Annotated in this window: 17 protein-coding genes and 1 pseudogene; 16 read left to right on the top strand and 2 right to left on the bottom strand. The window is 61.0% G+C overall.

The features are described from left to right. The first annotated feature begins 77 nt into the window (after nt 1–77). From EFB14_RS10845 to EFB14_RS10870, 6 genes are read left to right on the top strand one after another with little or no spacing between them, the layout of a single operon-like run. Nucleotides 78–1,034 carry an ABC transporter permease gene (locus tag EFB14_RS10845; RefSeq protein WP_125842839.1) on the top strand — a complete coding sequence of 319 codons (957 nt, stop codon included), beginning with the start codon at nt 78–80 and terminating at the stop codon, nt 1,032–1,034. A gap of 2 nt (nt 1,035–1,036) precedes the next feature. Beyond that, nucleotides 1,037–1,996 carry an ABC transporter permease gene (locus tag EFB14_RS10850; protein WP_126825190.1) on the top strand — a complete coding sequence of 320 codons (960 nt, stop codon included), beginning with the start codon at nt 1,037–1,039 and terminating at the stop codon, nt 1,994–1,996. Next, nucleotides 1,996–3,000: an ABC transporter ATP-binding protein gene (locus EFB14_RS10855; RefSeq protein ID WP_376772327.1), complete on the top strand. Its 1,005-nt coding sequence runs from the start codon at nt 1,996–1,998 to the stop codon at nt 2,998–3,000. The genes EFB14_RS10850 and EFB14_RS10855 overlap by 1 nt, the downstream gene beginning before the upstream one ends. Continuing rightward, nucleotides 3,000–3,992: an ABC transporter ATP-binding protein gene (locus EFB14_RS10860; RefSeq protein WP_126825193.1), complete on the top strand. Its 993-nt coding sequence runs from the start codon at nt 3,000–3,002 to the stop codon at nt 3,990–3,992. The genes EFB14_RS10855 and EFB14_RS10860 overlap by 1 nt, the downstream gene beginning before the upstream one ends. Beyond that, nucleotides 3,989–5,050 (top strand): four-carbon acid sugar kinase family protein, encoded by a 1,062-nt coding sequence (locus EFB14_RS10865; protein WP_126825196.1) that lies wholly within the window; start codon nt 3,989–3,991, stop codon nt 5,048–5,050. Before EFB14_RS10860 ends, EFB14_RS10865 begins: the two co-directional genes overlap by 4 nt. A 24-nt stretch (nt 5,051–5,074) precedes the next feature. Next, nucleotides 5,075–5,839, top strand: coding sequence for a FadR/GntR family transcriptional regulator (locus EFB14_RS10870; protein WP_125842830.1), 765 nt, complete (start codon nt 5,075–5,077; stop codon nt 5,837–5,839). Between the two features lie 152 nt (nt 5,840–5,991). Here EFB14_RS10870 and EFB14_RS10875 read toward each other — a convergent pair. Continuing rightward, a pseudogene (locus tag EFB14_RS10875) lies at nt 5,992–6,663 on the bottom strand (protein-L-isoaspartate(D-aspartate) O-methyltransferase); the annotation flags it as partial. Nucleotides 6,664–7,007: 344 nt separating this feature from the next. Here EFB14_RS10875 and EFB14_RS10880 point away from each other — a divergent pair. From EFB14_RS10880 to EFB14_RS10910, 7 genes are all read left to right on the top strand, one after another. Then, complete coding sequence (locus tag EFB14_RS10880) at nt 7,008–9,365, top strand: methyl-accepting chemotaxis protein (protein WP_126825201.1); 2,358 nt, start codon at nt 7,008–7,010, stop codon at nt 9,363–9,365. Nucleotides 9,366–9,525: 160 nt separating this feature from the next. Next, nucleotides 9,526–9,915, top strand: a complete 390-nt coding sequence (locus EFB14_RS10885; protein ID WP_125842824.1) for a c-type cytochrome — start codon at nt 9,526–9,528, stop codon at nt 9,913–9,915. A gap of 168 nt (nt 9,916–10,083) precedes the next feature. Further along, nucleotides 10,084–10,902 carry a cytochrome c oxidase subunit II gene (locus EFB14_RS10890; RefSeq protein WP_125842822.1) on the top strand — a complete coding sequence of 273 codons (819 nt, stop codon included), beginning with the start codon at nt 10,084–10,086 and terminating at the stop codon, nt 10,900–10,902. Nucleotides 10,903–10,954: 52 nt separating this feature from the next. Next, nucleotides 10,955–12,724 carry a cytochrome c oxidase subunit I gene (gene ctaD, locus EFB14_RS10895; protein ID WP_125842820.1) on the top strand — a complete coding sequence of 590 codons (1,770 nt, stop codon included), beginning with the start codon at nt 10,955–10,957 and terminating at the stop codon, nt 12,722–12,724. After that, on the top strand, nt 12,721–13,434 hold the full coding sequence (locus tag EFB14_RS10900; RefSeq protein ID WP_126825204.1) for a cytochrome c oxidase subunit 3: 714 nt from the start codon (nt 12,721–12,723) through the stop codon (nt 13,432–13,434). The genes ctaD and EFB14_RS10900 overlap by 4 nt, the downstream gene beginning before the upstream one ends. Before the next feature lie 9 nt (nt 13,435–13,443). Then, a complete protein-coding gene (locus EFB14_RS10905; RefSeq protein ID WP_125842816.1) occupies nt 13,444–14,163 on the top strand; it encodes a heme-copper oxidase subunit III family protein in 720 nt (239 codons plus the stop codon). A 7-nt stretch (nt 14,164–14,170) separates the two neighbouring features. Then, nucleotides 14,171–14,536 carry a cytochrome C oxidase subunit IV family protein gene (locus EFB14_RS10910; RefSeq protein ID WP_125842814.1) on the top strand — a complete coding sequence of 122 codons (366 nt, stop codon included), beginning with the start codon at nt 14,171–14,173 and terminating at the stop codon, nt 14,534–14,536. Between the two features lie 29 nt (nt 14,537–14,565). On the opposite strand, the gene EFB14_RS10915 is transcribed toward EFB14_RS10910, so the two are convergent. Continuing rightward, a complete protein-coding gene (locus tag EFB14_RS10915) occupies nt 14,566–15,600 on the bottom strand; it encodes an AraC family transcriptional regulator (protein ID WP_126825207.1) in 1,035 nt (344 codons plus the stop codon). A 120-nt stretch (nt 15,601–15,720) separates the two neighbouring features. Between EFB14_RS10915 and EFB14_RS10920 the strand changes: the two genes are divergently transcribed. The 3 genes from EFB14_RS10920 to EFB14_RS10925 all read left to right on the top strand — a co-directional run bounded on the left by EFB14_RS10920 (nt 15,721) and on the right by EFB14_RS10925 (nt 19,406). Then, nucleotides 15,721–17,172, top strand: a complete 1,452-nt coding sequence (locus EFB14_RS10920; RefSeq protein WP_126825210.1) for an APC family permease — start codon at nt 15,721–15,723, stop codon at nt 17,170–17,172. 5 nt (nt 17,173–17,177) lie between these two features. Further along, a complete protein-coding gene (locus EFB14_RS32865) occupies nt 17,178–17,342 on the top strand; it encodes a hypothetical protein (protein ID WP_164737506.1) in 165 nt (54 codons plus the stop codon). Between the two features lie 75 nt (nt 17,343–17,417). Beyond that, the gene (locus EFB14_RS10925) at nt 17,418–19,406 is read left to right on the top strand and encodes a primary-amine oxidase (RefSeq protein ID WP_126825214.1); all 1,989 of its coding nucleotides are present in this window, start codon (nt 17,418–17,420) and stop codon (nt 19,404–19,406) included. Nucleotides 19,407–19,482: the final 76 nt, after the last annotated feature.

Consider the following 19,482-nt stretch of genomic DNA (forward strand, 5'->3'; position numbering starts at 1 on the left):
AAGTTTCAAGAAGAAGAGATGCGATCCGCCTGACTTCCAGGGATGGGAACGCATCGTACAACAGGTGGGAGGTGGCCTTGCTGCGCTACGTGCTAACCCGGTTTGCCATCTGGGTTCCGTCCGTTCTGGTGGTGATGCTGGCTGTCTATGCGCTGGCCTTCTATGGCGCCGGCGATCCGATCAAGCTCATCTTTCTGCGCGCGCCAGGTGATGTCGCCTATAATCCGCAGCGCATCGAAGCCATCCGCGAAAGCGCCGGTCTCAACAGGCCTTTCATCGAGCAGTTCGGCCTTTACATCTGGAACCTTCTGCACGGCCAGTTCGGCAATTCGCTGACCTCGGGCCGCTCCGTCTGGGCGATGGTCTCGGCCGCGACCCCCGTCTCCTTCCAGCTTGCCCTCTGTTCCATCATCCTGACAACAGTCGTCGCGATCCCGCTCGGCATGATCGCGGCGCTGAACCAGAATTCGCGCATCGACTATGCCATTCTGGGCTCGGCTCTCTTCCTCTGGGCGATCCCGGCCTATGTCGCCGGTCCGCTGCTGATGGTCGGCCTCATCGTGCTGCTGCCGGGCGCGAGCGTGCCCTATGGCTGGGGCGGCATCCTCGATGTCCGCATCTTGCTGCCGCTGCTCGTCCTTTCCTTCCAGCCGATCGCGCTGATCGTGCGGCAGACACGCGCCGCCGTCATCGAGGTGCTGTCGGAGGATTTCGTCCGCACCGCCCGCGCCAAGGGCGTGCCGGAGATCGTCGTGGCATTGCGCCATATCCTGCGCCCGGTGCTGACGCCTGTCGTCACGCAGCTCGGCCTGATCATGATCACCATCGTCAACGGTGCGATCTTCGTAGAACTTGTTTTCGGCCTGCCGGGTCTTGGCCGGCTGACCGTGCAGGCGCTGATCAATTCCGATTATCCTGTCATTCTGGCGATCACGCTGATCGGATCGTTCCTGGTGATGGTGTCGAACCTGTTGGTCGATGTGCTCTATCCGCTGCTCGATCCGCGCGCCAATGATACAAGAAGGAGCCGCTGACCATGTCCGCAATCCCTCTTTCCCCCGCAGAAACCATCGAGGAGCCGGCGGTCAGCCTGTGGCGCGACGCCTGGCACCGGCTGCGGCGCAACAAACTCGCCGTCTTCGGCCTGGCCGTCGTTCTGATCCTCGCCTTTGCGGCGATCTTCGGACCGTATCTGACGCCTTACGATTATCTGAGCCAGGACCTCAATGCCCGCAACGCGCTGCCGTCGATGAGCCACCTCTTCGGGACCGACGATCTCGGCCGCGACGTCTTCAGCCGCGTGATCTTCGGCACCCGGACCGCCCTCCTGGTCGCAGTCATCGTAACCTTTTTCGCGGTGCTGATCGGCCTCACGCTCGGTGCGGTGGCCGGTTTCTTCGGCAACCCTTTCGATCGCGCCATCATGTGGCTGACCGATGTGACGATGTCGGTTCCCAATTTGCTGCTCGTCGTCGTCATCAACGCGTCGCTGAAATCGCCGATCACCCGGTGGATGGAGGCGCGCTATCTCGAGACCCTCAATCCCTTCTACCGCCAGACGATATGGGTGGATTTCATCCTCGTCTTCGGATCGATGGCGCTGATCTCCTGGCCGCCCTATGCCCGTCTGGTGCGCGCCCAGGTGCTGTCGATCCGCAGCCGCCCCTATATCACAGCGGCCCAGGCGCTCGGCCTGTCGAACTGGATTATCATCAAGCGTTATGTCGTGCCGAATGCGCTCGGACCCCTGATCGTCTCGGTCAGCGCCGGTCTCGGCACGGCGATGGTGCTGGAAAGCGCCTTCAGCTTCCTCGGCGTCGGAGTCAATCCGCCGACGCCGAGCTGGGGCAATATGATCTCGGACGGCCTGCGCGTCTGGCAGCATTATCCGCATCTTCTCGCCGCTCCGGCGGCCGTGCTTGGCCTTGCCTCGGTGGCCTTCAGCTTCCTCGGCGATGGTCTCAACGACGCGCTCAATCCGCGGGGCAGCAAATGATGGACATGCAAAACAGCAAACGCCTGCTTGATGTCAAAGGTCTGACCGTCGAAATCGATGGCCGCAATGGCCCGGCCGTCGTCGTCGATGGCATTGATCTCCATGTCGACAGGGGCGAGACCCTCGGCGTCGTCGGCGAATCCGGCTGCGGCAAGAGCCTCACCATGCTGAGCCTGATGCGGCTGCTGCCGAACAAGATCAAGGTCACCGGGGGATCGGCCAGCTTCGATGGCCGCGACCTGCAGACGATGTCGAATGCCGAGCTGCGCAAGGTGCGCGGCGGTGATATCGGCTTCGTCTTCCAGGATCCGATGACCTCGCTCAATCCCGTCATGCGGGTCGGCGACCAGATTTGCGAGCCGCTGATCTATCACCGCGGAATGAAAAAGGCCGAGGCCCGCGCCCGCGCCGTCGAGCTTCTGCGTCTCGTTGGCATTCCCGCCCCGGAAGAGCGTTTGCAAGCCTATCCGCACGAGCTTTCCGGCGGCATGCGCCAGCGCGTGATGATCGCGATCGGCCTTGCCTGCAATCCGAAGCTCCTGATTGCCGATGAGCCGACGACGGCGCTTGACGTCACCATCCAGGCCCAGATCGTCGATCTGGTGAAGGATCTGAGGGCCAAGCTCGGCATGTCGGTCGTCTGGATCACCCATGACCTGGCGCTGATCGCCGGCCTCGTCGATCGTGTCGCCGTGCTCTATGCCGGCACGGTGGTCGAGGACGCGCCTGTTGATGAGCTTTATGCCCGCCCGAGCCATCCCTATACGCGCGGGCTGCTGTCATCGATCCCGAAGCTTTCAGATTCGCCGACAAGCCGGCTCTCGTCGATCGGCGGCACGCCGCCGGAGCCCGGCCGCCGGCCGAAGGGTTGCCCGTTTGCGCCGCGCTGCCCGCTCGCAGAAACGATCTGTCACGAGAAGGTGCCCCAGCTCGAACCGTTGAGCGGCAGCGCCAATCATCGCGCCGCCTGTTTCGTCGTCCAGAGAATGCAGGAGGCCGCTTGATGGCTGCTCAACCGCTGCTCAAGGTCGAAAATCTGGTCAAGCATTTCCACGTCAGGCTCGGCGCCTTCGGTGAGCGATCGGCGACTGTCTATGCACTCGACAATGTCGATCTCGACATCATGGAAGGCGAGACGCTGAGCCTCGTTGGCGAATCCGGCTGCGGCAAATCGACGACCGGTTTCACCATTCTCAACCTCTACAAGGCAACCAGCGGCAGGGTCGTTTACAAAGGCCAGGATCTCGCCACGCTCGACGAGCAGCAGATGCGGCCTTTCCGCCGCGACCTGCAGATCGTCTTCCAGGACCCGTATTCAACGCTCAATCCGCGCATGACGGTGGGCGAGGCGATCGGCGAGCCCATTCTCTTCCACAAGCTCTGCACCAAGGCCGAGCTGAAGGAGAGGGTGGCGACGCTGCTCGCCGACGTCGGCCTGCCCAAGCGGTTCGCCCAGCGTTATCCGCATGAGCTTTCCGGCGGCCAGCGCCAGCGAGTCGCCATCGCCCGCGCGCTCGCCTGCCAGCCGAAATTCATCGTCTGCGACGAGGCGATCTCGGCGCTCGACGTTTCGATCCAGGCGCAGATCATCAATCTTCTGCTCGATCTGCAGGAGAAATACGGGCTGACCTATCTCTTCATCGCCCATGATCTCGCTGTCGTGCGCCACATCAGCACCCGCGTCGGCGTCATGTATCTCGGGCGGCTCGCCGAACTGGCGACCCGAGAGGAACTCTTCGACAATCCGCTGCATCCCTATACCAAGGCGTTGCTGTCTGCCGTTCCGGAGACCGATCCGGAGCATGAGCGCACTCGCCAGCGCCAGATCCTGCAGGGCGATGTGCCGAGCCCGCTGAACCCGCCCTCGGGCTGCCGTTTTCACACACGCTGCCCGATCGCCATGGATGTCTGCGGCAAGGTCATCCCCGCCTGGAAAGAGGCCCGGCCCGGGCATCTCGTCGCCTGCCATGCCGTCAACACGGGTGAGACCGCATGACGCTGAAAGCCGCCATCATTGCCGACGATCTGACAGGTGCGCTCGATACCGGCACGCCCTTTGCCGGAGCCGGCCTTTCGGTTGTGGTCGCCGTCGATATCGAGGCGGTGCAGGATGCAATTGCCACCGGCAGCGATGTCGTCGTCGTCAACACAGCCTCGCGCGCGCTCGGCGAGCGCGAGGCTGTGGAAAGAGTTCGGATGGCGACGGAGGTCCTTCGTGGCGCCAAGCCCGCCGTCGTCATGAAGAAGATCGACTCCCGGCTGAAGGGCAATGTCGCAGCGGAAAGCCTGGCGCTGGCGGAGGCGCTTGGTCTGGAGACGATCCTCGTGGCGCCCGCCATTCCTGATCAGGAACGCGTGACCTACCGAGGCTGCGTCGTCGGCCGTGGGGTCGCCAAACCGCTGCGGATCGCCGACCTGTTCAAGGGCAGCAGGGACAATGTTGTCGTTGCCGATGCCGAGGACGATATAGACCTCGACCAGATCGTCGACGGTCATGACTGGCTGAGGACGCTTGCCGTCGGTGCACGTGGTCTCGGCGCAGCACTTGCCCGCCGGCTTGGCGAAGCGGGGCGGCCAGTCACGGAATTTGTGGCAAGCCCGCGCACGCTGTTTGCCTTCGGCTCGCGCGATCCGATAACCGCCGCCCAGATGAGCCGCCTCGAGGCCTCCGGTACCTTGCGTGTGGTGGTGGACGCGCCGTCGGGCGAGATCGAATGCGGGGAGAGCCTGGCGCTGCCGGTGCTGCTGCGTTGCACCGGCGACATGGCGGCCGATGCAGGCCTTGTCGCCCAGCGCTTTGCGGCGGGCGTCAAAGCGGTCATCGACGACACGAGGCCCGACATGCTGATGGTCGGCGGCGGCGATACGGCGCTTGCGGTGTTCCAGGCGCTTAACATCCGGGTGGTGGCGCCGAAGGGCGAGATCGAGGCCGGTATTCCTTGGTTCGATGTTACGGCCAAAGACGGGCGGCATTTTCGGTGCGCCCTCAAGTCGGGGGGCTTCGGCAAGCCCGATAGTTTGCTAAAACTGGTTCTTCGGAATCAGGCGGCATAGTAAGATACCGTCGGGGAGAATGACGTGGTTGAAGTGAATGGCGACTCTTTGAACGCGGAAGCCGGCCCGCCGGGCAAGCCCGAACGCGGCAAGGCCGTCAAGCTGGTCGATCGCGTCTTCGACCAGTTGCTCGAGCGTATCCGTGGCGGAAACTATCCGCCGGATTCACGTCTTCCCGGCGAGCATGAGCTTGCCTCGATGCTCGGTGTGTCCAGGCCGATCGTCCGCGATGCGCTGGCGCGCCTGCGCGACCAGGGCATGGTCTATGCTCGGCAAGGCGCCGGCACCTTCGTCAGCGCGCACGGATCGCCGACCACGCAGCTTGCTTATTCGCCGGTCAAGACGATCGCCGATATCCAGCGCTGTTACGAATTCCGCCTGACGATCGAGCCGGCGGCCGCCTATTTCGCCGCCAAGCGCCGCAATGAGCAGGCGATTCAGAAGATTGCCAGCGCGCTGGCGGATCTGCGCGAGGCAACGAGCCATCAGCTTCACCGCACCGACGCCGACTTCATTTTCCACCGCGCGGTGACGGAGGCTGCCAACAACCATTATTACACCGCCTCGATCGATGCGCTGAAAGCTCATATCGCCGTCGGAATGCATCTTCACGGCCTCTCCCTGCTTGGCCCCCGCCAAGGGCTGGAACAGGTCTACGAAGAGCACAATGCCATCTACAAGGCGATCGCCGACGGCCGGCCCGATGACGCGCAAAGGCTGATGAAGGCGCATCTCGAAGGCTCCCGGGACCGCCTGTTCGAGGGCAAGGTGCTTGATCTCTCCTTCTGAGATGCAATTTCTGAGATGAATTCGGACAGCAATTCAAAACGCTACAGCGTCCCTTTCGTCGGCTTTGAGATCGAGAAGAAACCGCGGTTTTCCGCAATCGGGGCATAGGCGCTCGTAGCTCTGCGAGAGCGACTGGTTCATTTGTTTTTCCTCGGGGCCGTGGCCGTATACATCGGATGTGCAGCGGTCCAGGCGTCTTCGCCGATCAAGGGAACGAAGACTACGCCGCCGAGATCTTCTTCCTCGAAGGTAGCGGCTGCGGTGCGCGTGATGCGCTTCAGACGCTGCGCGTCGCTGCAGCCGACGGGGATGATAAGCCGCCCTCCCGGACCCAGCTGTTCTTTCAGGGCGCCCGGCACTTCAGGAGCGCCTGCGGAAACGATGATAGCATCGAAGGGAGCGGCTTCCGCCCAGCCCTTGCTGCCATCGCCCACGCGAACGTCGATATTGCCGTATCCGAGCTTCTCGAACCGCTCCCTTGCCTGGAGCGCCAGCCGTTCATGACGCTCGATGGAATAGACGTACCTTGCGATGTGGCTGATGAGCGCTGAAGCGTAGCCAGAGCCCGTTCCGACCTCGAGCACCTTGTCATCGGCATCCAGATCGGCCTTTTCGATCATCAGGGCCACGATGAACGGCTGGGAAATGGTCTGGCCATCGCCGATCGAAAGCGGCGCATCTTCATAGGCGTACTCCTCGAATCCCGGATCGACAAATTTTTCGCGCGGCACCTTGCCCATCGCCCTGATAACGCCGGGATCGCGAATGCCACGGTGCGTCACAAGGTGCTCCACCATGCGATCTCGGATGCGCGTCATATCCATGGATCACCTTCACCCGTCGATTGATAGGTAGGCATGCTCCTTGGGCGCACGTCGTCATCGGCCGCCGAAGGGGGTGCCGCTTCTTGGGCTAACTGCCTCATCCGGATTTCGTTCCTTTCGTCCTGCCGGATCAGAAACTGCGTACCCGATGAGTACAATCCTCCTGCAAGGTGAAAGGGTCGTGGCGACCCACGAAAATTAAGGGGAGAACGAAGAATTTCTTAATTGTGCTCGGCTAAAATATTTCAAATGCGACTTTTCGCACCTGCGAAATATTTGGCGGCCGACAGGGCGGAAGAGTTGATCCGGCAGAATTAAGATCGTCACAGTACTTGGGGCAGGGGATGCTGTTTAAATCAACGACTGGTCGTAATTTGTTTTCGATTGCCGCTTGCGGCGTCATCGCCGTTGTTGCGGCTTCAGGTGTCCTATTCTACAGCTCGTACCACGCAATTCGTACGGAAAGCATCGAGCAGATGCGGCAGATCGCCCGGTCGGAGGCCGTGGTGGTTGAACGAGATATCGGGGGCACTGTCCACATTGTTGACAGTCTCGACACGGTTCTGTCGACGATGAGGCAGACCGGAGATGCCGACCGTGCGAGAGCCGACAAGATCCTGACGAATATGCTTGCAGCCAACGCGAACGTACTTGGGACCTGGACGGGCTGGGAGCCGGACGCCTTCGATGGAAAAGACAAGGAGTTCGTCAACAAGGACGGACATGACCAGACCGGTCGATACATCCCCTACTGGGTTCGCAGCGGCGGACAAATTACGCATGCCGCTTTGACAGACTACACGGTCGCCGGCGCTGGCGATTATTATCAGATCCCGTTCAAGACCGGCAAGACGACTGTCATCGAGCCTTATCTCTACGCGATCGACGGCAAGGACGTGCTGATGACCTCGGTCGCCAAGCCGATCGTCATCGATGGCAAAGCGGTTGGAGTGGCAGGGCTCGACCTTTCTCTGCAGGACACCAACAAGGCTTTTTCGCAGATTCGTCCGATGGAAACCGGCTTCATCAGCCTTGTGACCGCTGCCGGAAAGATCGTCAGCCATCCAAATGCCGGCCTGATCGGGAAAAGTCTCTCTGAGAGCGGAGCGGAAACGGCGGGCTGGGATCGTCTGATCGCCAATCCCGGTGAAGAGCATGAAGTCACAGGCCAGGATGGCACTGCGTCGTTGGCGGTAGCCGTTCCGGTGAAGCTTACGGAAAGCTCGAATTGGTTTGCGATCGTGTCCGTACCCAAGGCAACGCTCTTTGCCCAGCTGAACACGATCATGCGGGCTGCGGCGATCAGCACCGGCGTGGCCGCGGTCCTATTGGGCTTGGCGGGCTGGCTGATTGCGCGCCGCTTCGTCAACCGGATTTCGAACGTCATCGATGAGACCGCGGGGATTGCAGCAGGTCAACTCGACGTTCAGATCAGCGGCGTTGACGCACGTGATGAAATCGGGGATCTGGCGCGTTCCCTGAAGCTCCTCCTGGAAGGCAACCGCCATAAGGCGCAACTCGAATCCGAGGCGGAGGCTGGTCGCATACAGCAGGATCAGGAACGTGCCGAGCGGACACGGCTCAACCAGGCCCAGGAAGCGGACGTGAAGTTTGCCGTCGGCGAACTGGCGCTTGGCCTTGCGAGACTTGCGGAAGGCGACATGACCGTCACGCTGGAAAGGCCTTTCACGCCGGCACTCGATGAAGCCCGAACCAATTTCAACGACTCGGTCGTCAAGTTGCGTTCGGCAATGATGTCGTTCTCGCAGAATGCGCAGGTGATACAGGCTGGCGCCGACGAAATTCGTTCGGCCGCCGACGACCTTGCGCGACGGACGGAACAGCAGGCTGCCTCCGTCGAGGAGACCGCCGCTGCACTCGAACAGATCACCACATCGGTCAAGGATTCCACCGTTCGCGCCGAGGAGGCAGGATCCATGGTCACGCGGACCAAGGAGAACGCCGAGCGCTCGGGTCAAATTGTTCGCCGCGCGGTGGAAGCAATGCATGACATCGAGCAATCGTCCAATTCGATCTCCAACATCATCGGCGTCATCGACGACATTGCGTTTCAGACGAATCTGCTTGCCCTCAATGCCGGCGTCGAAGCCGCGCGCGCCGGTGAGGCCGGCAAGGGCTTTGCCGTGGTCGCCCAGGAAGTCCGTGAACTTGCCCAGCGCTCAGCCAACGCGGCCAAGGAGATCAAGGCCCTCATCATTTCATCTGGAGCACAGGTCAAGCACGGCGTCGATCTTGTCAGCCAGACAGGCGCCGTCCTGAATGGAATTGTCGAGGAAGTGCAGCAGATCAACCAGAATGTCCACGCGATCGTTCAATCGGCCAGGGAGCAATCGACGGGGCTTCAGGAGATCAACACCGCCGTCAATCAGATGGACCAGTCGACTCAGCAAAATGCGGCAATGGTCGAGGAGTCGAACGCTGCGTCGCACACGCTCGCAACCGAAGTCACCGTCTTGTCCGACCGCCTCGCGCAGTTCCGGCTCGGTGTTTCTTCAGGCGCCATCGGCCGCAACGCCGCCCAGCACCATGGCGAACAACGGCCTCGCGCAGGTCAGATTTCGCTCGTCCAAGGAGGAGCGGCCGCATCTCCTGCCCATGCCTTGAAACAGAAGCTGACGGTGGCGTTCGGCAACGGTTCGTCTGCCGCTGCGGCTGCGGATCGGCAATGGGAGGATTTTTGACGGCTGAAACCAGCGGATCCACCATCCTGCGGCAGAATTGCCGAACCGATTGACTTGCGTCCGCGAAGGACTAAGTTTTAAACATCGCTAACATGCGCCGCACGACAATGGCGGCAGAAGTGGCGAGTGGTTGGGCAAGCTTGAGGAGGATGGGTTTGCCGTGGATTACCGTGTTGTTCTGCTGATCGCCGCATCCGTCATTGTCCTTTCCCCTGCTGGCGCTGGAGCGCAGGAGGGCGATGCGACGGCGGGCGCCGAAGTTTTCAAGAAATGCGCGACCTGTCATATCGCCGATTCCGATACGAACAAGGTCGGCCCATCGCTGAACGGTCTGTTCGGCCGCAAGGCCGGGACGCATCCCAATTTCGCCTATTCGGCCTCGATGAAGGATGCCGGTAACGGCGGTCTCGTCTGGGACGAAGCGACGCTGCGGGATTATCTCCATAATCCGAGGGTGAAAGTGAAGGGCACGAAAATGGCCTTCGTCGGCCTGAAGGACGATCAGGAGATCACCAATCTCATCGCCTATCTAAAGCAATATTCGAAATGATGGGCGATAATCCAAACGCTGGGCAATACTCCGAATGGCAGGTCGCGGATCACGTGGCCTCTGCCTAAATCGCCGTAATTGCCGATATTTTCTATCTGTGCGATAATAAACACGGACTTTTTTGCGGAATGTGGTTTCACGGGTCAACCTGCTCGAGGAGGAGCGGACATGGCTGTCGTGCTGATCCTCGTCCTGATTGTCGTCGGCTCCGTGCTGTTCCATGTGCTGAGCCCTTGGTGGTGGACGCCCATCGCGTCCAACTGGACCTATATCGACAGCACCCTCGTCATCACCTTCTGGATCACCGGCATCGTCTTCGTGGCGGTGGTTTCGTTCATGGCCTATTGCGTTTATCGCTTCCGCCACAAGCCGGGCAACAAGGCGCATTACGAGCCTGAGAACCGCAGGCTCGAGGTGATGCTCGCCTCGGGAACGGCGGTCGGCGTCGCCGCGATGCTGGCGCCCGGCCTCATCGTCTGGAACCAGTTCATCACGGTGCCTGCCGATGCCGCTTCGGTCGAGGTCGTCAGCCAGCAATGGCTGTGGAGCTTCCGCCTGCCGGGGGCGGACGGAAAGCTCGGCCGCGCCGACACGCGCGACGTCACGCCCGAAAACCCGCTCGGCCTCGACAAGAACGACGCGACCGGCCTCGACGACATCATCGTCGAAGGCGGCGAGCTGCATCTGCCGATCGGCAAGCCAGTGCATATCCTGCTGCGCTCGATCGATGTTCTCCACGATTTCTACGTGCCGGAATTTCGCGCCAAGATGGACATGATCCCCGGCATGGTTACCTATTTCTGGCTGACGCCGACGCGCACCGGCACCTTCGAAATCCTCTGCGCCGAACTCTGCGGCGTCGGCCATCCGCAGATGCGCGGCACTGTCGTCGTCGATAATGACGCGGACTACCAGACCTGGCTCGGGCAACAGCAGACATTCACCCAATTGACGGCGTCGTCGGGAGAGCCGCCGCCGGCAAACTGACGTGGTGAGGACGGCCGGAGGCCGCATCGGGGAAAGGAAGGGAAGAGAGATTATGGTCGAGATTCCATCCGGCAGCATCCCATCCGCCGAAGTCGAGGATGTCGAGCTTTATCATCCGCACAGCTGGTGGACCAAATATGTGTTCAGCCAGGATGCCAAGATCATCGCCGTGCAATATTCGATTACTGCGATCTCGATCGGCCTGGTGGCGCTGGTGCTTTCCTGGCTGATGCGGATTCAGCTCGCCTTTCCCGGCGCTCTCTCCTTCATCGATGCCGATCACTATTACCAGTTCATCACCATGCACGGCATGATCATGGTGATCTATCTCCTGACCGCGCTCTTCCTCGGCGGCTTCGGCAACTACCTCATTCCGCTGATGGTCGGCGCGCGCGACATGGTGTTTCCCTACGCGAACATGCTGAGCTACTGGATCTATCTGCTTGCGGTGCTGATCCTTGTTGCGGGCTTCTTCGCCCCCGGCGGCCCGACGGGCGCCGGCTGGACACTTTATCCGCCGCAATCGGTTCTGTCGGGCACGCCAGGCGGCAAGGACTGGGGCATCCTCCTGATGCTCACCTCGCTGATCGTCTTCATCATCGGGTTCACCATGGGCGGGCTGAACTATGTCGTGACGGTGCTGCAGGGCCGCGCGCGCGGCATGACGCTGATGCGGATGCCGCTCACCGTCTGGGGAATCTTCACCGCGACCGTGATGGCGCTGCTTGCCTTTCCCGCGCTCTTCGTCGCCTGCGTCATGATGCTGTTCGACCGGGTGCTCGGCACCAGCTTCTTCATGCCCGCCATCGTCGAGATGGGCACGCAGCTCCAGCATGGCGGCGGCAGCCCGATCCTCTTCCAGCACCTCTTCTGGTTCTTCGGCCATCCCGAAGTCTATATCGTGGCGCTGCCGGCCTTCGGCATCGTTTCGGATCTGATCAGCACGCATGCGCGCAAGAACATTTTCGGTTACCGGATGATGGTCTGGGCGATCGTCATCATCGGGGCCTTAAGTTTCGTCGTCTGGGCGCACCACATGTATGTCAGCGGCATGCACCCGGCCTTCGGCTTCTTCTTCGCTACCACGACGCTGATCATCGCCATCCCGACGGCGATCAAGGTCTACAACTGGGTGCTGACGCTGTGGCGCGGCGACATTCACTTGACGCTGCCCATGCTCTTTGCGCTCGCCTTCATCGTCACCTTCGTCAATGGCGGGCTGACCGGCCTCTTCCTCGGCAATGTCGTCGTCGACGTGCCGCTGTCGGATACGATGTTCGTCGTGGCGCACTTCCACATGGTCATGGGGGTGGCGCCGATCCTCGTCATCTTCGGGGCGATCTATCACTGGTATCCGAAGGTGACGGGACGCATGCTGGACGAGACGCTCGGCCAGATCCACTTCTGGATCACCTTCCTCGGCACCTATGCGATCTTTTTTCCGATGCATTATCTCGGCCTGCTCGGCGTGCCGCGCCGCTATTTCGAGATGGGAGAGACGGCCTTCGTTCCACCTTCGGCCCATACGCTGAATATCTTCATAACCGTAATGGCGCTCGTCGTTGGGGCCGGGCAGATGGTCTTCCTGTTCAACCTGGTCTGGAGTCTTTTCCGGGGCCGGGAGGCGGGCGGCAACCCATGGCGGGCAACGACGCTGGAATGGCAGACGCCGCAGACGCCACCGGCACACGGCAACTGGGGCAGGGACCTGCCTGTCGTCTACCGCTGGGCCTATGATTACAGCGTGCCGGGAGCGGCTGAGGATTTCATACCGCAGAATGTGCCGGCAAGCGATGGCGTCACCCGCGAGGTTCCGGCATGAGCGTCGTGCTGATCTTTCTGGCTGCCATCGCCGCCATCATGATCTGGTGGCTCTCCGGGCAGCGGCTGACCTCGAAGCCGTGGCTCGAAACCGGCTCGGTGCTGCTGCCGGATCATCACGGCGTCGACCGGCCGCCCGTGCCGGCGGTGAAGATCGGTCTCTTCGTGTTTCTCGGCGTCGTCGGCGCGCTCTTCAGCCTTGCCGTCAGCGCCTATTTCATGCGCGCGGCCTCGGCCGACTGGTGGGGGATGCCGGTTCCGCGCCTCCTTTGGGTAAACACCACAGCACTAGCCCTCAGCAGTGCCGCGCTCCAATGGGCCAAACGCGAAGCGCCGCAAGGCCGTATGGAGAGCCTGCGGCCGGCGCTCGCTACGGCACTTGCCCTGGCAGTGTTCTTTCTCGCCGGGCAGATTCAGGCATGGCGGGAACTGACCGCGGCCGGCTATGTGCTCGCCGATAATCCCGCCAACAGCTTTTTCTATATGCTGACCGGCCTGCACGGGCTGCATATCCTTGGCGGACTTGCGGTGCTCGCGCACACGACGGTCAGGGCATTCGCCGCCGACGTTCAGCCGGAAAGGCTGCGGCTCAGCGTCGATCTGTCCACCATCTATTCGCATTTCATGCTCGCCGTGTGGCTGCTGCTCTTCGCGCTGTTTGCCGGCTGGGCCAATGATTTCGTCGATCTCTGCCGCACGTTGATTAGCTAGGGGGTGCAGATGGCACAGACTATCGAGACACACGGCGGGGCAGACCTCAGGCCATCAGGCCTTCGCGGTGTCGCCGCTGATTTCAGTTCGGATCAGCGCGCCTTCAAGACCGCCTCCTGGGGCAAGGCGATGATGTGGATTTTTCTGCTCAGCGACACCTTCGTCTTCGGCTGTTTCCTCATCGCCTATATGACCGCGCGCATGTCGACGCCTGTCCCATGGCCCAATCCGAGCGAGGTCTTCGCGCTCCATATCGGCGGCCGGGACGTGCCACTCATTCTGATCGCGATCATGACCTTCGTGCTGATCTCGAGCAGCGGCACCATGGCGATGGCGGTCAATTTCGGCTATCGCCGCGACCGCCGCACGACGGCGATCCTGATGCTGCTGACAGCGCTTCTCGGCGCAACCTTCGTCAGCATGCAGGCCTTCGAATGGACGAAGCTGATCACCGAAGGCGTGCGCCCCTGGGAGAACCCGTGGGGCGCGGCGCAGTTCGGATCGACCTTCTTCATGATCACCGGCTTTCACGGCACGCATGTGACGATCGGCGTCATCTTCCTCATCATCGTCGCTCGCAAGGTCTGGCGCGGCGATTTCGACGTGGAACGGCGCGGCTTCTTCACCAGCCGGAAGGGCCGCTACGAGGCCGTCGAGATCATGGGCCTCTACTGGCACTTCGTCGACCTGGTCTGGGTCTTCATCTTCGCGTTTTTCTATCTGTGGTGAGGTCGTCATGAGCGAGACAACGGCGCATGCACAAGTCCAAACGGCGCATGCACAGGCACATACCGGACAGCAGCACCCGATCGGGCTCTACTTCTTCGTCTGGGGCCTGCTCTTCGTCCTCAGCGCGGCCTCCTACATGGTCGACTATCTCGGCTTCCAAAGCTATCTGAGATGGACGCTGATCCTGCTGTTTATGATGCTGAAGGCTGGCCTCATCGTCGCCGTCTTCATGCACATGGCCTGGGAACGGCTGGCGCTCGTCTACGCCATCCTGCTGCCGCCGCTGCTGGTGCTGGTTTTTGTGGCGCTGATGGTATCGGAAGCGGACTACACGATCTTCACCCGGCTCGCCTTCTTCGGCGCGACGCAGTAGAGCGGCGATCGGGCGATCTCTGTTGCGATTCAACCTATCGAAGATGGGGGTTCTTTCTTGTCCCAGGACCGTAGAGCACGCCAGAGCACAGTGTTGTCCGCATAGCCCAGCACACGCGCCACCTCGGACATCGGTGCGGCTTGTCGGTCAGCGAGATAGTGGGCGGCGAGTGTCTGGCGGTGTTGGCGAACGAGATCGCGAAGCGACACGCCTTCCTCCGACAGCCGGCGCTGCAGGCTTCGCGTCGACATCTTCAGTTCGGCAGCCAGGTTTGCGACCATAATCGGCTTGCGGCCCAGATAGATGCTGATCAGAGCCTGGACCTTTTCCCTGACACTATCGTCCGCCGCTGGCTCGTTGACCAGATCGCCGATATGCCGCTCCAGGATTTCGATCAGGCTTTTGTCTTCCGCGCGGTGGACACGATCTGCATCCGCCTTGGCGATGACGATCCGGTTGCCGGATTGGCCGAAAAGGATGGGCGTCCCATAGATGCGTTCCAGCACACTGGCGTCGCGCGGGGCGTGATGCTCGAGCTGGATTTCGATCGGCCGCCAGCCACGGCGGAAGCACGAACGGACGAGCTGACAGGAGGCGGCGATCGTGAATTCGCTGTCCTGCCGGCGCGGCCACATGCTGGGATCGACGATCCGGTAGCTCCAGACAAAATCGCCATTCTCCTCGAACACACCGGAACTGGTCGCGCCCTGCACCGCGTTCACATATTTCGACAGCCGTTCGAAAGCGCTGCGAACAGTCGGCGAGAGCGCGAAAAGCATGCCGATCGGGCCGATGTCGGCGGGCTTGAATCCGGTGCCCATGCGAGCTCCCAGTACTGGTTCGCCGGTCATTGTCGCCGCTTCCTCGAACAGCGCGACATAACGGGCCATGGGCAGGACAGCATAGGGATCTTCCAGTTGCGAGCGCAGAATGCCGTGCGAAGCCAGAAGAAGGTCAGTTTTCCCGGATCTTTTATCGATTTGTTGGACCAGCGGGATCAAAACAGAAGCTCGAATTGAAGCAACTGCGGGCATGCGGCTGACCAAATGCGATGCAACTGCCATTTTCAGCGTCTCCGGTGACCTCAGTGGCGCGAATTATCGATTCATTGGCACAAACTGCAATTTCGGGGCCAGATCGCCGCGCCTACCTTCCTGCTAACAAACAAGCAAAGAGGGTTCTCCATGACACTGGAAGCAGGCATGCCCACACTATCATCGCCGGAGCATCGTCTGGCCAAGGACTCGGTGGGGCTCGCGCATATCGTGTTTTTCGTCGTCGCAGCGGCCGCGCCGCTCACCGCTGTCGTCGGCGCTTCGCCGGCCGCCTTTGCTTTTGGCAATGGCGCAGGCGTTCCCGGCGCGTTCGTGCTCGCCGGCCTGCTCTACCTGCTCTTCTCGGTCGGCTTTACCACCATGAGTCGCCATGTGGGCGGGGCAGGTGCCTTCTACACCTATATCACCCACGGCATCGGCAAGCCGGCTGGTGTGGGTGGCGCCTTCATGGCGCTGGTCACCTATAGCGCGGTTCAGGTCGCCATCTATGGGCTGTTCGGTTTCTTCATGGCCAATGCTATCGCGCCGCTTGGGCTGGTCCTGCCCTGGTGGGCTTGGGCCTTCGCAGCACTTGTCGTCGTGCTCGTCTGCGGTCAGCGCAACATCGCCTTCTCAGGCGCGATTCTGGGCGTCTGCATGATTGCCGAAATCGCCATATTGCTGGTTCTCGATCTCGCCATCGTCTTTTCAGGCGGCGGACCGGAAGGCATCACCTTCTCCTCCTTCGCCCCATCGTCGGTCTTTACGCCAGGTCTTGGTGTGGCGCTGGTCTTCGTCATCGGTTCCTTCATCGGCTTCGAGGCCACGGCCATTTTCGGCGAGGAAGCCGAAGATCCGGAAAAGACCATTCCCCGCGCCACCTATGTCGCCGTGCTGCTCATCACGCTCTTCTATGCCTTCTCCACCTGGGCCATCGTGCAATTCTACGGTCCGGGCAATGTGCAGGCCTCTGCTGCTGCCGGCCTCGACAGTTTCTACTTCGCTGCCGCCAATTCCGTGCTCGGTGCATGGTCGAGCCAGGTGATGAACGTGCTGCTTATCACCAGCCTGTTTGCTTGCATCTTGTCCTTCCACAACACGCTCAATCGCTATTTCTTCGCCCTCGGCCGGGAAGGCCTAGCTGCAAAGGTGCTTGGCAAGGTTCACGCCAAACATGGCTCACCCTATGCTGCAGGTCTGCTGCAAAGTCTGATCGCAGCCATCGTGCTTGCCCTATTCGTAACCTTCGGCGCGGATCCCTACACCGTCGTGTTCTCATGGATGTCAGCGCTTGCAGGTATCGGCATTCTGCTGGTGCAGGTGCTGGTTTCCGTCGCGGTCATCATGTTCTTCCGCAAGACGCCGAGCAGCTACGGTGCCTGGACCACGATGATCGCGCCGGCGCTGGCGCTGCTTGGCCTCATGGGTTCGCTGGTGCTGGTCACTTCCAATCTTTCTCTCCTTTCCGGAAGCGAAAGCCTGATCGTCAAGGCGTTTCCCTATGCGATGGTGCTGGTGGGCATTCTTGGCGCGCTTTTTGCGGTCCGGATCAAAAGATCCAGGCCCGTTCTCTACGCCTCCCTTGGAAAGGTTTTCGAATGAGTGCCATGGCTGAACTTGCACCCGTCGATCGCCTTCTGGTTCTCGCGGTCGCAATCCTCACCGGCGCAACGTTGCTGGTTGCCGTTGAGGCACACGCCTTCTGCTCGGTGTTTTGCATTCACGCAGGCTCGATGACGATCGAGACGCAGATCTGCTCCGGTCGATCCTGATCGCCGCGGCTTGCGACGCGCGATGGTGCGTCGTCTCTCCCAAAATTAAAGGCACAAAATCAAAGAGGTATGTCCATGGACGCCGTTGTCGCAGTCACCCATCCGCTCGATCCTCTGAGCCTTGCCGAGATCGCCTGTGCTGTTGCCATACTCAAGGAGACACAGAAACTCGAAGCCACCTTTCGCTTTCCGATAATCCGGCTGGAGGAGCCGACCAAGGCGGATCTTGCCGCCCATCGGCTGGGCGAGAGGTCGCCGCGGCTCGCCTTCATCCTGGCGATGGATATCAGCAACGGTGAAACCTTCGAGGGTATCGTAGACCTGACCGCCGCCAAGGTGTCCTCCTGCATAAGACTGCCTCTCGATGAACTGCCCTATGGCCAGCCGCCGGTCATGCTGTGCGAATTCGAAACCGTTGAAGGCACCGTCAAATCCGATCCGCGCTGGATCGCTGCCGTCAAGAAGCGCGGCATCACCGACGAGGACATTCCGCTCATCCAGATCGATCCCTTTTCCTCAGGCTATTTTGGCCGCGAGTTCGAGAAGGGAAAGCGCATCGTCCGCGCCGTGTCCTATTGGCGCGAGGATATCCGTGACAACGGCTATGCGCATCCGATCGAGGGCGTGGTGGCGGTGGTCGACCTGATCACCAACCGAGTGGTCGATCTCGTCGACGATGAAAAGATCATTCCAGTGCCGAGGAAGAAGCGCAATTATGGCCGCGAAACCATCCCGGAACCGCGGCCCGATCTCAAGCCGCTGCATATCGTTCAGCCGCAAGGGCCGAGCTTTGCTGTCGACGGCTGGAAAGTCGAATGGCAGAACTGGAGTTTCCGTATCGGTTTCACCCCGCGCGAGGGCCTCGTTCTGCATGAACTCGGCATTAGGGATCAGGGCAGGCTGCGGCCCGTCGTCTTCCGCGCCAGTGTCACCGAAATGGTCGTGCCCTATGCCGATCCGACCGCAAACCACTATTGGAAGAGCGCCTTCGATGCCGGCGAATATGGCCTTGGACGCCTGGCCAATTGCCTCGAACTCGGCTGCGACTGCCTCGGCCATATTCACTATTTCGACGTGCCGGCGGCGGACGATTTCGGCCAGCCTTTCATCATGAAGAACGCCATCTGCATGCATGAGGAGGATTACGGCATCCTCTGGAAGCACTACGAATTCCGCAACGGGATTTTCGAAGTTCGCCGTTCACGCCGCCTCGTCATCTCCTTCTTCGCAACCGTCGGCAACTACGATTACGGCTTCTACTGGTATCTCTACCAGGACGGCACGATCCAGCTCGAAGCCAAGCTCACCGGCATTATCCAGACGGCGGCGGTTGCGACCGGCGAAACCTATCCTTGGGGCGGCATGGTCGATGACAATCTCGGCGGTCCGACCCACCAGCATTTCTTCAATGCGCGCCTGCACATGGATGTCGATGGCGATGGCAATACCGTGACCGAGCATGAGTTTGTGCCGCGTCCGTGGGGTGAAGATAATCCCTATGGCAACGTCTTCGATACCAGGACTCGTGTGCTGAAGCGCGAACTCGATTCGCCGGCGCTTGCCAATGGCGAGACCGGCCGTTACTGGAAAATCTCCAATCCGAACATCCGGAACAGCGTCGGCAAAGCGCCGGGCTACAAGATTGTCGTCATGCCGTCGCCTGTCATGCTTGCCCAGCCGGATTCGACCGTTGCCCAGCGCGGCGGCTTCGCCAAGAAGCACATCTGGGTCACGGCCTTCGATGCCAGGGAAAAATATGCAAGCGGCGATTATCCAAACGTGCATGCCGGCGGCGACGGCCTGCCGGATTATATCAAGCAGAACCGCGAGATCGAGAATGCCGATGTCGTGCTCTGGCATTCCTTCGGCCATACCCATGTTTGCAAGCCCGAGGATTTTCCGATCATGCCCGTGGAATATGCGGGCTTCGCACTGAAACCGAACGGCTTCTTCGCATCCAACATCGCCATGGACCTGCCGCCGAATGGAAACGAGCAGAGTGTCGACAATCGTCTGCAGCGTTCACCCGGTAACAGTCCAAACGGTTCCTGCTGCCACACGTAGAGCGTGGCACTGGTCCGCAACTGACGTCTTCCCGGCGAGGCGATGACCCGGTAGAGTTGCCGAATGTGCGCCGATC

The sequence above is a fragment of the Rhizobium fabae genome, from assembly GCF_003985135.1.
In the GTDB taxonomy this organism is placed as follows: domain Bacteria; phylum Pseudomonadota; class Alphaproteobacteria; order Rhizobiales; family Rhizobiaceae; genus Rhizobium; species Rhizobium pisi.